Source organism: Williamsia sp. DF01-3, assembly GCF_023051145.1.
Taxonomy (GTDB): Bacteria; Actinomycetota; Actinomycetes; order Mycobacteriales; family Mycobacteriaceae; genus Williamsia.
In genome coordinates, this window is the sequence record NZ_JALKFS010000005.1 from 1,567,503 (window position 1) to 1,582,261 (window position 14,759).

At 61.0% G+C, this 14,759-nt stretch carries 16 protein-coding genes; 12 read left to right on the forward strand and 4 right to left on the reverse strand.

Annotated elements, in window-relative coordinates; all coding sequences use genetic code 11:
• The first annotated feature begins 221 nt into the window (after nucleotides 1-221).
• The 3 genes from MVA47_RS09450 to MVA47_RS09460 all read left to right on the forward strand — a co-directional run bounded on the left by MVA47_RS09450 (nucleotide 222) and on the right by MVA47_RS09460 (nucleotide 1,831).
• On the forward strand, nucleotides 222-851 hold the full coding sequence (locus MVA47_RS09450; RefSeq protein ID WP_247207617.1) for a phospholipase D-like domain-containing protein: 630 nt from the start codon (nucleotides 222-224) through the stop codon (nucleotides 849-851).
• Nucleotides 848-1,078 carry a hypothetical protein gene (locus MVA47_RS09455; protein WP_247207618.1) on the forward strand — a complete coding sequence of 77 codons (231 nt, stop codon included), beginning with the start codon at nucleotides 848-850 and terminating at the stop codon, nucleotides 1,076-1,078. The genes MVA47_RS09450 and MVA47_RS09455 overlap by 4 nt, the downstream gene beginning before the upstream one ends.
• Before the next feature lie 321 nt (nucleotides 1,079-1,399).
• Nucleotides 1,400-1,831: a hypothetical protein gene (locus MVA47_RS09460; protein ID WP_247207619.1), complete on the forward strand. Its 432-nt coding sequence runs from the start codon at nucleotides 1,400-1,402 to the stop codon at nucleotides 1,829-1,831.
• Between the two features lie 117 nt (nucleotides 1,832-1,948).
• Here MVA47_RS09460 and MVA47_RS09465 read toward each other — a convergent pair whose 3' ends face one another.
• From MVA47_RS09465 to MVA47_RS09480, 4 genes are all read right to left on the reverse strand, one after another.
• On the reverse strand, nucleotides 1,949-2,683 hold the full coding sequence (locus MVA47_RS09465) for a hypothetical protein (RefSeq protein WP_247207620.1): 735 nt from the start codon (nucleotides 2,681-2,683) through the stop codon (nucleotides 1,949-1,951).
• An 89-nt stretch (nucleotides 2,684-2,772) separates the two neighbouring features.
• Nucleotides 2,773-4,077 (reverse strand): hypothetical protein, encoded by a 1,305-nt coding sequence (locus MVA47_RS09470; RefSeq protein WP_247207621.1) that lies wholly within the window; start codon nucleotides 4,075-4,077, stop codon nucleotides 2,773-2,775.
• A gap of 651 nt (nucleotides 4,078-4,728) precedes the next feature.
• Entirely contained in the window at nucleotides 4,729-5,085 is a 357-nt protein-coding gene (locus MVA47_RS09475; protein ID WP_247207622.1) for a hypothetical protein, read from the reverse strand.
• Between the two features lie 222 nt (nucleotides 5,086-5,307).
• The gene (locus MVA47_RS09480) at nucleotides 5,308-6,327 is read right to left on the reverse strand and encodes a substrate-binding domain-containing protein (RefSeq protein WP_247207623.1); all 1,020 of its coding nucleotides are present in this window, start codon (nucleotides 6,325-6,327) and stop codon (nucleotides 5,308-5,310) included.
• Between the two features lie 54 nt (nucleotides 6,328-6,381).
• Here MVA47_RS09480 and MVA47_RS09485 point away from each other — a divergent pair, with 54 nt between their 5' ends.
• The 9 genes from MVA47_RS09485 (at nucleotide 6,382) to MVA47_RS09525 (ending at nucleotide 14,670) form a co-directional block, all read left to right on the forward strand.
• Nucleotides 6,382-6,819 carry a MarR family winged helix-turn-helix transcriptional regulator gene (locus MVA47_RS09485; RefSeq protein WP_247207624.1) on the forward strand — a complete coding sequence of 146 codons (438 nt, stop codon included), beginning with the start codon at nucleotides 6,382-6,384 and terminating at the stop codon, nucleotides 6,817-6,819.
• A gap of 272 nt (nucleotides 6,820-7,091) precedes the next feature.
• A complete protein-coding gene (locus tag MVA47_RS09490; RefSeq protein ID WP_247207625.1) occupies nucleotides 7,092-8,129 on the forward strand; it encodes an aliphatic amidase in 1,038 nt (345 codons plus the stop codon).
• Between the two features lie 7 nt (nucleotides 8,130-8,136).
• Nucleotides 8,137-9,174 carry an AAA family ATPase gene (locus MVA47_RS09495; protein ID WP_247207626.1) on the forward strand — a complete coding sequence of 346 codons (1,038 nt, stop codon included), beginning with the start codon at nucleotides 8,137-8,139 and terminating at the stop codon, nucleotides 9,172-9,174.
• Nucleotides 9,174-10,724 carry a tubulin-like doman-containing protein gene (locus tag MVA47_RS09500; RefSeq protein WP_247207627.1) on the forward strand — a complete coding sequence of 517 codons (1,551 nt, stop codon included), beginning with the start codon at nucleotides 9,174-9,176 and terminating at the stop codon, nucleotides 10,722-10,724. Before MVA47_RS09495 ends, MVA47_RS09500 begins: the two co-directional genes overlap by 1 nt.
• Before the next feature lie 3 nt (nucleotides 10,725-10,727).
• Nucleotides 10,728-11,045 carry a hypothetical protein gene (locus MVA47_RS09505; RefSeq protein WP_247207628.1) on the forward strand — a complete coding sequence of 106 codons (318 nt, stop codon included), beginning with the start codon at nucleotides 10,728-10,730 and terminating at the stop codon, nucleotides 11,043-11,045.
• Nucleotides 11,046-11,065: 20 nt separating this feature from the next.
• On the forward strand, nucleotides 11,066-12,778 hold the full coding sequence (locus tag MVA47_RS09510; RefSeq protein WP_247207629.1) for a hypothetical protein: 1,713 nt from the start codon (nucleotides 11,066-11,068) through the stop codon (nucleotides 12,776-12,778).
• 124 nt (nucleotides 12,779-12,902) lie between these two features.
• On the forward strand, nucleotides 12,903-13,151 hold the full coding sequence (locus tag MVA47_RS09515; protein WP_374474367.1) for a CbtB-domain containing protein: 249 nt from the start codon (nucleotides 12,903-12,905) through the stop codon (nucleotides 13,149-13,151).
• Between the two features lie 15 nt (nucleotides 13,152-13,166).
• Complete coding sequence (locus tag MVA47_RS09520) at nucleotides 13,167-13,970, forward strand: CbtA family protein (RefSeq protein ID WP_247207631.1); 804 nt, start codon at nucleotides 13,167-13,169, stop codon at nucleotides 13,968-13,970.
• Between the two features lie 370 nt (nucleotides 13,971-14,340).
• Nucleotides 14,341-14,670 (forward strand): hypothetical protein, encoded by a 330-nt coding sequence (locus MVA47_RS09525; RefSeq protein WP_247207632.1) that lies wholly within the window; start codon nucleotides 14,341-14,343, stop codon nucleotides 14,668-14,670.
• Nucleotides 14,671-14,759 lie beyond the last annotated feature (89 nt).

A 14,759-nucleotide genomic window follows, 5' to 3' on the forward strand; every position in this document is an offset into this window, starting at 1 on the left:
AGCCGACCTGACAATCATTTTCGGCACCCGGTGGATGACGGCCGTCGCTGGATATCGCCATCATTTCAGCGGGGGTTGCTGCCGCGTACGCCCGCGCGGCAATAGTTACGGGTCTGGTTGCGCGATGACAATTGGGGGTGGAGGCTGACTCGTACGGTGCGATACCGACACACGGAGGGGGACTGGGTCGTGGGGATTGCGGTAGGGGAATTGAGCTGTTCATGGGTCCACCGGTACTGGGTGGGCCCGACGATGTGGATGCGGTCATCCGGGAGTTCATTGCCGGGGCGAAGCACTCGCTGGCGATCGCGGTGCAGGAGTTGGATTCTCGCTCGATCGCCGAGGCAATAGTCGCCGCGAAAGCCGCTGGTGTGCGGGTCCGGGTCATCCTCGAAGGTGACTACCTGGTCGAGAAACCCCCACAGACCGATCCATGGACCGCCGGCGGCGGCAACGAGGACAACCGGGTGATCTATGCAGCGTTGCTGCGTGCCGGTATCGACGTCATCACCGATCTGAACCCGGAGATCTTCCACCAAAAGTTCGTGGTCCGCGACGCCGGGGAGGCCAGTGCTGCGGTCCTGACCGGGTCGACGAACTTCACCCTCACCGACACCGGCATGAACACTGAGAGCTCGGGGTCGGTGCGCGGCAACAACCTCAACCATGTGCTGATCTTGCGGGGCAAACGAGCCGCCGCGCAGTATGGGGTGGAGTTCGAACGGATGCGTGCGGGCACGTTCGGGGCGTTGCGGGAACGAGTCGAGCCGCGGCCGCAGGAGTTTACGCTCGGCACCGTGCGGGTCAAACCGTTGTTTGCCCCCGGCACGGGCCGGAAATGGAAATCATGAAACAGATGCTCAAAGCGGCGACCAGTGTCGACTTCGCGATGTTCACCTTCTCCCAGTCCTCAGGTATCGACGACACCATGATCCGGCTGGCACCAGAATTGACCCGGCTCCGCGGTGTCCTCGACCGCGGCCAAGGCGCCCAGGATTGGGCGGCGACCGGGCCGCTGGTGCAGGCCGGTGTGCAACTGCACCACAACCAGACCGGAACCGGCGTCACACAGATATAGCACCCAGAGAGCTATCCGTTACACGTTGTCTCAAACTTGGTCAGCCCTCGTTTTCCGATCGCGTGTGTAGCCCGTCGGTAGTGACGGCGTGGAGGTCTGCCAACCTCCGCAGCGCGGATCGGTAGCGGCTATGAGTCAAACGCGGCATACAACAGACTTGAGGGCTGCGCCAACGGGGCGAACGAAGTGTCTGAGGGGGTCCCGGAGATAGTTTGATTTCGCTAACTAAGCCGGTCGCGGCGTCGACGATCGAATACAGTTAGTCTCATCGTTGGATTCGGTCAGCGGAAGGCTCGAAGCGTGGGCAGTGATCACAGTGACGTGTATAAGCAGATCGCTGCGCTGGCACGGGAGATGAATGAACATCTGCCGGAGAGTTCGGTGACCGCTTTCGACGAACTGGTCTCCAACGCAGTCGTGCATATCGCCGGAGCTCAATACGCCGGAATCACCGTGGTGGCGCGCCGCGATGAGGTTGCCACCCCGGTCGCCACCCATGAGCATGCGCGCACGCTCGATTCCATCCAGGCAAAGCTCCGGCAGGGCCCTTGCTTTGATGCGGCGATCGGGCACGACAGTTATTTCGTCAGCAACCTGGTGACCGAGGCGCGGTGGCCGGACTTTCGTGTCGAGGCGCTGGCCCAGACTCCCATCCGTTCGATCGCCTCGTTTGAACTGTTCACCACCGGCGACTCAGTCGGCGCCCTGGTAGTCATGGCCGTCCAGCGTGGGCGATGGAACGCCCCGTGTTGACAGGCTCTCTGAATTTCATCATTGGTGACGAAATGTATTGTGCTGCTATCAATGCGCCGATTCATCGTCATGTCAGGCTGCGTCCTGGTTGATCGTTGGTAGCGGTTGTTCGAGTTGCTACGTAGCTAGTTCTGCTGATTCAGGCAGTTTGAGCCAGGCTGTAGAGACGGTTGACCACTCGGCAACCCCGGCAACGTTTGGTGGCAGGTTGGGCGGGTGCGCGGTCAGCAGGCCGGTGATGGTCAGGTAGACAGCGTCATACTTTCTGGCGGCGGCGGGCCAGTCGGGGACGATGGTGCCTGACAGCATGGCCGGGAACTCGTGCACAAGTGCTCCCCAGCTCCTGGGCGAATCGATCACTGCGACATTGACATCGGCTGCAGAGAAGTGGAACACATGGCGGTCGCCTAGGAGGAGATCACCTTCGTAGAGGCTCCAGGTGTCGGTGTCGTGGTCGATTACGTCTGCAGTCCAGAACGCTCCCCTGGGAAGTGATGTCGGGTGTTCGAGTGACGGCGGGTGAATTACAGGCGGACGCAGCTGGTCTACGTAACCGTGGTGAATCTGTGGAGAACTCAGCTGATGCTGGTCAACTTCGGCCAGGCGCGCGGCGAGGTGTGAGCAGAAGTCCTGGAAAGCGGGGCTATCTTCGATAGACGATGGCGCGGGCCCGTGGAGATATTGTAGGACTGCGTGTTGGGCGATTTCGACAGTGGTTCGTCGGGTGGTGCGTTTGAGGTACTGCTGCTGACTCTGGGTGTGCAGTTGTTGTGAGGCGACGTAATCGGCATAGAGCTGGTGGCAAAAATATTGGCCCGGTGCGGTTGCGTTTAGGCTCGTTGAGTAGGGCATCAGCACCTCGCAGCACCAGATTGGGTCACCAGGTTGCTGCGGGGCGCTGATTGCACGGCCTTGACTCTACGTGATGCTGCGGGCGGCCGTCACGGCATTTTGTCGCATTTGACCTCCCTTTTGTTTGACGTCAGCAGTCCGGTCGCTGTGCTCGGCTTCCATCCGGGAGTGGTGCGAATGGTGTAGGCAACAAATGCTTGGTATTGCCCAGGGACGCATTTTGTTCCCACATTGAACTTGGTGGTGCCAGAGGTGTTTCCTTGGACCGTTTTTGTTTGAGGGCTTGGTGAGACCACGCGGGTCCCATCTCGGAAAAGCTGGAAAGAAACGGTGTAGGTAAATCCGATGCTGTTCTCTTTAGGAGCGCAGGTGATGGTCATCTCTGCATTCGCGGTGCCTCTGCGGTGGCTGGAGTCATGAGGGTCGTGCGCTGTCAGATTGCATGCCACGGTTCTGGTTGCACGCTGAGCATCGGGCGCTCCTGGTTCGAGGGATTCTGCCGGCGGCTGTGGCGATGATGGAGCAACTGTGGTGTCAGATGTCGGCGGGTTGAGCGTCGTTGTTGTTGCTGCAGGTGACCGTGGCTGCATGACGCCCGACGTCGGCTCCTGGGGTTCGGAAGACTCAGCAGATGCCGGCGTTTGCGGGGTTGGTTGAGACGTGTCGCTCTGGCCGGGGGTTGTTGTTTCGGCGGGTGGAGGGGCCGTGCGTGCATCCACGTCGCTTGGCTCGAAACTGAGACTTTGGGTCACGCCTGTTGTGTCGTCGGTGAGTCCGTCCTCGACGTCCATTGCGTTCCAGCTGATGTGGCCGCCTTGAAAGTCCTGCCGTTTGCCTCCGTTGTAGTCGTATTCGTCGGACGTAGGGAATCCCAATGGGCCGGCTTCCCAGTCTGAGATCGCCCAGGAGTCTCGGATCTCGCCCCATACGGAATGGGCGCCGGTGGCAGTGGACCAGTACACCGACCCGCCTTGGAAGTGATTGAACCGTCCGGGCACTCGTGTCGGGCGCTCACGAGTGGTCGGGTATCCGAGCGATCCGCCTTCGTAGCCAAGCTCACCCCACTTATCGCGGATCAGTCCCCCAATCTGGTTCGCGTGGCCACCTGACACATCACGGTGCCAGTAGATAGAGCTGCCCTTTGCAAAGGGCTGCCACCGTCCACCGTTGAGGGCTGGTAGCTCGGTGTTCGTCGCGTTCCCGAAGAATCCGAGGCCTCCTGCCTGGTTGAACTCCTCGAGGATTTTGCCGCCGACGCAGTACCCATAAAAAGGATCGTTGTTTTGGCAGCGCGGATCGCCAGAGGCGGGTGCTGTCAATGCGGCTGACGCGACGAGTGCGGTCACCGTGGCTGCTATCGATCGGCTGACGTATTTCTTGAGACGAACGCTCATCAAAATCCCCCAAATGTCAGCTCTTGCGACGACAAGTGCCTTGTGCGTGCGTGAAGTGATACGACGACTTCCGTGGTCGTCTGAATTTGTATATCCATCACTTGAACCCCTCAATATCAGATGATGTCGGAGCTCTTAGCTGATCAAACTGGTGGGTAATAGGCCCCCGTTGCAAGGTGATTGTTACCTTAACGTTATCTGCGAATCGGTGTGTCTAGATGTATGTGAAAGGGGGTGTCCCCAGAAATGGGGTCACCCGCTTTAGGGGCGAGGTTTGCGCTGCCAATATCGGACAAACACGACCGCGGCCGAGGAATCTCGGAATTTGCCACCCCGCACATTCTCTTTGACCCAAAGTCGATCGCGTACGGACAACAAAGGACGGACGGTTGCCGGGTTAACGCTGCTAAGGTTGACTCCAACGTTGAGGTGTGGGCGGTTTTAGCTATTGCACATTTGTGGTTGGGATTCCTGGATTGTAGGGAAGACGTGGGCGTAAAGCGCATTTTAGTGTTTCTGGCAGTTGGCTTTCTGGTAAGCGGGTGCGCATCGTCGAGTCAGGGGGAACTGCGGCAGCAGCCGCAATCACCGGCGGCGTCGGGTGAGTGGGCTCGCATAGACCCAGACGCGCTGACGGTCTCGAAAGTGCTTTCAGGGGATGCGTTGCGTGTGACTGTCGACGGTGATGACGTTGAGGTTGCGATCATCGGTATAAAGGCGCCCCGCGTCGACGCGGTCGATGCGGTCGAGCAGTGTCTCGGGAGACTGTCGACTGCGCATCTTCGGGACAAGGAGGCAGGCGGCGGAGTTCGCCTCTTCTTCGACCCAAGTCAAGCGCGGACGGACGACAAAGGCAGGCGGTTTGCACACGTGCGGCTCCTGGCCACGGGCACGCAGGCGGGGGCGGAACAGTTGCGAGCGGGGTATGCCGAAACGATTCATCGCGGCGACTAACACGAACAGGAACTGAACTACGGCAGCGACGAAAACGAAGCGAAACAGAGCCACGTTGGGATATGGGACGAGCGCCTATGCAGATCCCCGGGCTGACCCAGGGATCTCGACAGCAAAGTGAGTGCTCAGTGCGATTACGTCGCCAGTCCGCGAAAACTGTTGGCATGCAATATATTTAGCGCGCCGATAATCTATATTACGTTAAGTTGGGGTGGTTGATTCTGTCGAGTACGTCGAATTCGAGTCCGTCGGCTTGTGCGATGTAGATGTCTTGGTTTATTTGGTTGCCGGTGAGGGTGGTTCGTCCGCGGGGGGATTCGAATACTCGGTCGTGTGGGGGGTTGTTGGGTGGGGTTTGTAGGGCGGCGAGGAGCATGATTGCTTCGTAGCAGGATTCGCCGATGCTGTTGAGTCGGGGGAGCGGTCGCCGTAGGTGTTTTGGTAGGTGGTGGCGAAGTCGAGGGCTTGGCTGGTGAGGAGGGTGTCGAAGTAGCCGGCGCTGGCGTAGAGGTTGTGGTTGCTGTTTGAGTCGGTGGCCAGGAGGACGTTTTCTTCGATGATGGGGCTGAATCTGGCTATGTCGCTGGTGAGTCCGGCGTTGGTGAATGCTCGGCTGAAGGACACTGAGTCTTGGCCGACGAGGAGCATGATGACTCCGTCGGGTGGGTTGGTGGTGAGGTCGTGGACGACGGTGTCGTAGTTGTCTGTTCCGAGGGGTACGTACTTTTCGCCGGTGATGGTGAGGTTGTTGGTTCGGGTGTAGTGGCGGACGTACTGGGCGGTGTTGTGGGGCCAGATGTAGTCGTTTCCGACGATGGCCCAGCGTTGAAGTCCCATTTCTGTGTGTAGCCAGTGGAGGGCGGGTCCGATTTGCATGGCGGGACTTTCGCCGGCGTAGACCACGTGTGGGCTTAGTGTCCCTCCTTCGTGGAGCGCGGCGTAGACGTAGGGGATGCGGCTTGCGGTGGTGCGTGCTACCTCGGCTCGTACGGTGGAGATGTGCCACCCGGTGATGGCGTCGATGGCGCCTTGTGTGATGAGGGTGTCGACGTGGTGGGCGACCTGGGGCGGGGTGAGGCCTCCGTCGATGGGTACCAGTTCGACTGGTCGTGAGCGTATTCCGTCGGTTGCGTTGAGTCTGTCGACGGCGAGTTGGCCGCAGGAGTGGCAGGAGGGGCCGTAGATGCCGGCCGGTCCTGATTGGGGGTAGATGTAGCCGATGCGATACGACTGGCCTGGGTGGTTGGGTCTCGAATGTGCCGATCCTCGGGTACGTTCAACAGGAGGGTGGTTCATGTGCGATCAGCCTCGGCAGTTGTTGGTTCGGACCAGTATCGGGGGAGGGCAGGCGTGAGTTCGGCGGTCAAGATCACCTCTGATCCTAGTTTGTTGCTGGTGCTTGCACAGTGTGAGCGCGCGCTTTTTGGGGCGCTGCGGTCCACCAGCGACGTTGAGGGTGTCTCGCCCGAGCAGTGGCGCATCGTGGGTGCGTTGCGCGAGCATGAGGTTCTGCCTATGACCGAGCTGGCGCAGATCGCTGCCCTGCCGGCGGCGTCGTTGACGAGAAATCTGGACCGGTTGGTGTCCTCGGGGGTCGTTATTCGCCAGATCGATCCCTTCGATCGGCGCAAGGTCGTGGCACTGTTGACCAAACCTGGCGCTGAGCTCGCTGCCCGTCTGCACTCGGCTGAAGCCCGCGTTCTCACGCAGCTCCCGCAGGCAGACACCCGGGCGGTGAGGGCTCTGGCCGAGTTACTCGCGTCAACGGTGCCCGCCTCCATCAGGTAGCAATTCGCGGCCCCGATTCCTGCGCATGAGTGGCAGGCAACCTTGGCATTCCGCAGTGCGGTAGCTGCTGTCGACCTCTGTGCGCCTGACGCGAAACACAGTATTTACCTCGTTCGTACCTTTCGGCAATCCAGCCTATGAAATGATTCCATCTGGTACTACTTCACCTGGAAGTAGTTGGGTGGTCGATAGTCGTATCGCCGCGTCGGAGTGTGTGTTGTTCGGAGCCTGCGGGTTTCGGGTGATGCGCCTGGTCGAAAGTGAGCTCAGGTATGCGCCATGGAGATATTTCGTCGAGCCCAGACACTGTGGGTGTGGCGGTAGTCAACTACAAGATGCCTCGGCTGCACACCAGGGCCGAGGTGTTGGCGAACGCCGAGAAGATCGCCGAGATGGTTCGCGGCATCAAACAGGGCATCCCCGGCATGGATCTCATTGTGTTCCCGGAGTACTCCACTCAGGGAATCATGTACGACACAGACGAGATGTACGACACCGCGGCCTCGATTCCGGGCCCCGAGACCCAGGTCTTCGCCCAGGCTTGCCGCGATGCCAAGACCTGGGGTGTCTTTTCGCTGACCGGTGAGCAGCACGAAGATCATCCCCATAAGCCGCCCTACAACACTCTCATTCTCATGAATGATCAGGGTGAGATCGTACAAAAGTACCGAAAGGTGCTGCCATGGACTCCTATCGAACCGTGGTACCCGGGGTCGGGCACCTACGTGTGCGATGGGCCGAAGGGGATGAAGGTCTCGCTGATCGTCTGCGATGACGGCAACTATCCCGAGATCTGGCGTGACTGCGCCATGAAGGGAGCAGAACTCATCGTTCGGGGGCAGGGGTACATGTACCCCGCCGCCGACCAGACCGTGATGATGGCCAAGGCGATGGCCTGGGCCAACAACGTCTACGTGGCGGTCGCCAACGCTGCCGGCTTCGACGGGGTCTACACCTATTTTGGGCACTCGGCGGTCATCGGTTTCGATGGCCGGACTCTCGGAGAGACCGGTGCTGAAGAGTACGGAATCCAGTACGCCCAGCTGTCAATTAACGAGATCCGCGACGCTCGTAAGAACGATCAGTCGCAGAACCATCTGTTCAAACTGCTGCACCGCGGATACACCGGCGTTCACGCCGCCGGCGACGGCGACAAAGGGATCGCTGACTGTCCCTTCGACTTTTACAAGACCTGGGTGACTGATGCGCAGAAGGCGCAGGAGAACGTCGAGGCGTTCACCCGGGACACCATCGGCGTCGCCGATTGCCCGGTGGGCGACCTGCCGGTGGAGAAGGTTCAGGAAGTCTGAGACTGCCGTGTCCACCACACCAGGAACCGAGATTCACCAGCCCGAGGACCCCCTTGCTGCCCATCTGGCAGCAACGGTGATCGGGCAACACGGTGCGGTCGATGCGGTGAGCCGAGCGGTGCGCATCGCACGCGCTGGCCTGGGCCACCACGACCGGCCCTTGTCGGTGCTGTTGTTCGCCGGCCCCACCGGTGTGGGCAAGACCTCGATGGTGCGGGCGCTGGCGGGCGCACTACGAGCAGGACCCGAAGACTACTGCCGGATCGACATGAGCGCGTTGGCTCAGGAGCACTATGCTGCGTCGTTTTCCGGTGCGCCCCCGGGATATTCCGGAAGCAAGGAGTCGACGACTCTTTTCGACAAGAGCAGGATTGAGGGCGATCCGTACACGCCGGGGTTAGTGCTCTTCGATGAGGTCGAGAAAGCGCATCCGGTCGTGATCAGGGCCTTGCTCCATGTGCTCGACAACGGTGTGCTGCGGCTCAGTTCGGGGGCCGGGACCATCGGATTCCGGAACTGTCACGTCATCTTGACCACCAACCTGGGAAGCCGCCGATCGGTGGCGCGCCGACCGTGGTGGAGCTTTCGTTCGCCCGACGATGCCATCGGGAAGGCGATCGAGAGCTTCTTCGACCCGGAGTTTTTCAATCGGATTGACGAGGTCGTCAGGTTTGCGGCGATCGACCGCGGAGCCGCGCGTCAGATCGTTGACCTCGAGCTTGGCCGCATCACCCAGGTGCTCGCTAGACGGTACGTGCACATCGACTTCGACGACAGCCTCGTCGGTTACCTCGTCGAGCAGGGCTTCGATCCGCGGTATGGCGCACGCGCATTGCGCAGATCGATACGTCGCCATCTACTGCCGGCGATCGCCGATGCTGTGGACGCGATTGCCGCGACACGACGCGACCCCGCCGCTCTACATGTGGTGGTCGACAGCGGCCAGATGATCGCATGCCGTCCATCACACTCTTGCTCCCCGACGACGGTGGGGCCGGAGCAGGCCGCCGAAGGATTTTTGGTTTCACCAATGGAAGGAAAATAATGTCTACCTCTGGACACGACCACGGCCACGACCACGGCCATTCCCACGATGCCTGCGACAGTGAGTCTTTGGGACTGACCACCGACCTGTCCCGGATTGAAGCGCTGGTGGGTCAGGGAGTTCACCGCATCGGCGACCACGAGGGCCCGTTCTCCCTGCACGTGTTGGGAATCGGGAAGACCGGCGCCAACGTGATCGAGAGCATGATCGCATCACATTCGGGTGGCGGTGTAGCGGCCGGCACGGATGTCGCCTTCGATGCCCTGGCCATCGACATCGGAGACGCCGAACTGACCTCGGTCACCGAGGCGCTGGCCGCTGCCCCGGACCGCGTCAGCGGACAGATCGTGAACATTCCCGCCCTGGACAACGCCACCTTGTTCAACGGGTTGCGCCGGTATCGCGAGTTCCTCAAGACCGAGTACCCCCGCTATTACTGGAACCCCAACTACGAGCCCTGGTTGCCGAACGACCTCGACATCCCCGCCGCCGGTTCACACTTCCCGCGAGCGGTGTCCAAAGCGTTGTACGGCGTCGACTATTACACCGGCGGGGACGTTTCGGTAGCTCTTGATGGGTTCGCGGACAAGGTCCTCGACAGCAAAGACACCCCGATCGTGTGCGTGGTGTTCTCGCTCGCCGGCGGCACCGGCAGCGGCATCGTCGTGGAGCTGGCTCGTCACCTGTCCAACATCCGCCTCGGTCGACGGGCTCTGGTGTTGGGCATCGGGGTCCTGCCGTCCGACGGCGATCCGGTCGAACTCAGCGACGGGCGTACCTTCATCACCATCAACGAACTCGACTGCATGGTCGACGCCGACAAGAACAAGGGCGTCATGACGGTGTGGGGCGACCTGTACAAGAACCCCTTCACAGCAGGCTTTTTCGCCGTGCCACAAAACGCGGTGTACGAGGAGACCGGCAGCGTCGAGCAAACTCACGCCCGGATCGATCAAGGTCTGAGCGATTTTGTGCTCCGCGACGGCGGCGTGCATCTGTATGAGTCCATCAAAGCGCTCAACTGGCTCAACGTCCCGGCCAACGCCTGGCACCCGGCGACCCGCGGTGACCAGACCGACAAGTGGATCAGCCTGCTCAGCGTCGGCGCCTCCGCGGGCACCCTGCTCAGCACCCAGGAGCTGACCGACACGGCGGTGCCCGAGTTCGCGGAGGTCCGTCTCTTCGGGGCGCAAGCCGACGATTCTGCGGCATCGGATGCCGCGCAGGGTGTCACCGCTGTCGTCTCGACTCTTGTCGGTCCGACCGGACTCGGATTCGCCACCTCCGGACCCGAGGCGGTGAGTCTGTACATCCCGCGACTGAGCAAGCTGGACCTGAAGTCCTTCGTCCCGAGCCGCGTGGCCTACGACAGCCTGGAATGGGAAGAGAAGCTCATGCGCCACTCCTGGCTGTTGGATCTGGGTGTGCTGCTCTGTGAGCCCTCGACACGGTTCGAAGGTGTCGGCGGTGAATGCCTGCTCGGATGCGCGTGCTGGGTCGTTGTCCCGCACGCGGCGATTCGCGGCGAACTCGATCTCGTGGCCGGCTGACAGATGGCCAGACTGGACGGCGACAAGCTCGACTGGGACATGATCGTCGCCAAATACGGGGACGGAGCCGAAGTCGACTCGTTGCCGGGAGGGGCGAAGATCTCGGTCAGCGGCGTCGACGACGAGCACATCCATGTCACACATCGACTGTGGAAAGCCTCCCTCACCCGCTCGAACCTGGAGCGGGCGATCGACATGGTCAACGCAGGCACCATGACCCGCGTCGCCAACGAGTTCATCGACCAATACCGCACCACCATTGCCGACGAGCGTCCGACGGTGACCGCCACTGTCCTCAAAGACCTCGGCTACCTGGACTAGAGAGAAAGCGAGACCACACCATGGCATTTTCTATGTACCACAGCGCCACCGGTAAACAATCCCCACACTGCATCAACATCGTCGGCATCGGAAAGGCAGGAGCGCAACTCATCGACGCGTTCTTGCGCACCGGCGAGATCGAAGACCTACTCGAAGATCCCCGTGCTCGATTCACCGCCTTGGCAGTGGACATCGGTGAAGGCGACATGCGCCAGCTGCGGCAGTACGCAGACTCCTTCCATTCACGCCTGGAGGAACGAGGCATTCCCTCCGAACGTGCGCAAATACGCACGGTCAGCCTCGATGTTCCCTCCGCCGACGAGCTAGCTGAGACCGTCAACCGGTTCCCTCAGTTCCTGGGCCGCGAGTTCCCGCGCTTTGACTGGAACGAGCCCGCGCCCGACACCTTCTCGTGGCTGCCGTCCACCGCGAACCTGCCCACAGGTGAGAAGAACTACGTCGCCCAGCTCGAAGTTCCCTCTGCCGATGAGCACATTCCGCGTTCACTGGCCAAGGCCATCTACGGCCGGGCGTACTACGACGGGGACCGCCCGCTGTACACCGAGATCCGCGATTTCGCGGACAGCATCGACAAGACGGGCCTGCCGTCGATGGTCTTGGTCGCGTTCGGCATCGGCGGTGGCACCGGCAGCGGCATGGTCGTGGACCTGGCCCGGCACTTGACCAACGGCGCCTTGGGCCGCCGGGTCCCGGTGATCGGCGCGGGTTTCCTGCCGTGCTCAGGCGATCCGCAATACCAACGCGGTGCATCGGTGTACACCACGCTCAATGAAATCGATTGCATGCTCGACGAACGCAAGAACGACAAGATCACCGCGATCTGGGGTGATATGTACAAGAACCCCTTCAACGGTGGATTCCTGGCCCTGCCCCAGGAGCAGTCGTGGGAGCGGTTGTTCCGGTACACGACGATCAAAAAGGGTGTCTTGCCCGAGGTTCGCCACCAGCAGGCTCTGCATGTCACGAACAAGTTCGTCGATGACTCATTCGCCCGGTATGTGGTCCATGACTACGGCAGGGAGATCTTCCGTGTCCTTCGCGCGGGGGGCTTTACCGGGGCGCCGCACGAACGCATCAGCTTCGGTCCCCGAAACTTCACCATCTTCAACGTCGCCAAGTTGATGCACCCTGGCGTGGAGGTGTTGCCGGGCGAGCCGATGAGCAAGTGGAGGGCCGCGATCAGCGATTGGATCGGCTATATGCCCAAGTGGATGGGCCTGCGGGAGGGATTCAAAACCGAATACCTGGAAGCGCATACCTATTCGGCACGGACCAAGTGGAATCCCACGCTCCAGCGCACACTCGAGGAAACCCTGAGCCGATACCTTCTTCCCGGCGAAGACGGATTCTTGCGGACCTCCGACCACGAGTTCTTCGACGAGCTGACGCTGTACACCAACATCATCATCCCGGGTGTTGCCAAAGCCGACCTCACCGCGTTCGCCGAGGCAAAGAAACTCTACGACGCCGTACCGACAGCCGAACGCATCGAACTGTCGTCCTGGCTGCTGGAACTGGGCATTGTTCTCTCAGAGCCCTCCGACCAGTTCGAAGGGATCATGGGACAAGCGTTGCCCGGATCGCCAGGGTGGAACACCCACCTCACTATCGAAGAGTTCGGCAACGCCGACGCTGACCTGCCCGCGACAGCGGTCGACTACACCACCGAAGTCATGACCGAGGTTGTCAAGACAGTGGTTCCCACACCCTGACCCGGCCTTGCGGCCGACCAGAGTTGCCAACGCCCGACGGCGATGGCAACTCGGTCCGCCGTTGCATCCGCTTCACCACCAACGATCGACCCAGATCCTTGGTGAAGACACCAACCTAGGAGATATCACGATGAGCACGGCTGCTGAACATGGCGCATTGCCACAGACCTTGACCAAGGGGCTGACCCTGGACACCCCGACAGTGTCGGCCATCAACGTGGCACTGATGCTGACCATGACCACTGTCCTGGCGCTATTGGCCTACTACTTCCTGGGCTATGACCAGGGGGCGGTATCGGTGTTCGGGAGCGACACTCACGTGCACGAGTTCGTCCACGATTCCCGTCACTTCCTCGGCTTCCCCTGCCACTGAACAGGACCCAGCATCATGGAATACAAGTTCATCCGCAGCGGCCTGCTCGCAGGCCTGCTGGCCGGGATCGCCGCATATGTGTTCGCCCGCATTGTCCTCGAACCCTTGGTGACGAAGGGGATCGATTATGAGGAGGCGCGCTCGCACGCCGAGTCGGCTATTACCGGTGAGCACGCCCACGAACATGAGGTGTTCAGCCGGTCGGTCCAGGAGAACATCGGTGCGGGGGTCGGTTCGATTGTCTTCGGGCTGGTCATGGGCGCCTTGTTCGCCGTCGCGTTCACCGTCGTGTGGGGCTACGTCGGTCGCCGCCACCGAGGAGCCGACCCGCGGCTGGTGGCTGCATTGCTGGCAGCGGCCGGATTTGTCGCGGTGTACCTCGTGCCCTTTGCTGCCTATCCAGCGAACCCGCCCGGTGTGGGAAACGACGAGACGATCGGGGAGCGCACCGGGGCGTATCTGACGATCACCCTGCTCTCGGTCGGGTTCGCGATCGCTGCAGCGGTACTCGGATTGTGGCTGGTGGGCAAACTCGGTGGGCTCCTGGCCGCCATCAGCGCCGGCGCGTTCTATGTGGTCGCGGTAGCAATCTCTATCGTAGTGCTCCCGTCCTACAACGACGTACCCACAGCACTCACTGACGGCAACGAAATTCTCTTTGATGGATTCCCCGCCGCCACCCTGGCTGATTTCCGGTTCTACTCCGTCATCAACCAAGTGGTCCTCTGGACGGTCCTGGGAATCGTGTTCACACTCGCACTCACACGAATCGCACGACGCGCCAACATCAGCACCCCGGAGTCGGCGTTGGTCAGCTGACCAGCTCACGCATTATCCCTGGTGGGGGAGGTCTAGTCGAGCGATAGGCGCCCCCACCAGGCTTGTGGAGTTCGTCCCGGCCCGGACTTGCTTGCAACGGCGGGGTACCTCCCTAAATGGTGGACACCTTGATCGAGGGGATTGCCCTCCATCCCGGTTGTATCAACCATGTTTCTCAGGTCGTACAGGGGAACAACACTCGTCTGTACGACTGCGCGATCGATAGAAGGAAGTTCCGGTGCCACATCAAGGGTGCGATTTCACACAAAAAGAGTTCCAACACTGGCTCGATCGCGTCCGCGACACTCATGACGCTGTCCGATTCACCGTCGGGCACCGCCTACATGGGGACTGGGAGCGTGCCGAGGCTGTGTCTATCCAGGTAGTCGTCGAAATGCTCGCCAAGCCCAGAGTATTTCGCTATCAAGGGCTGCCCTACTCAGGGCGCATCGGAGCTGTCGCAGAATCGATCCTCGCTGGCCCTGCAGAGCGAGCGGCCGAGCTACCAGACTGGCCCACACTGACCAGCTACCTCGAGCAGATGTCCCCGCAACTGCGGCCGGTACTCATCGGAGCATTCGTCGACGGCCTCGACGACGAACACATCAGCTCCCAGATCGGAATGCCCACCGCGATCGTCGTGACGATGCGCAAAGAAATCGAGCAGTACCTGTCCCAATCGGCAAGTGCTGGCAGATAGTTGAAACTGGTGCGGGGTGCAGTCGGCGGAGGTGTTCAGAGCCATCTCTTGTAGTTTCGTCACGAGTGACGAAAAGTTGTTGCACGCAG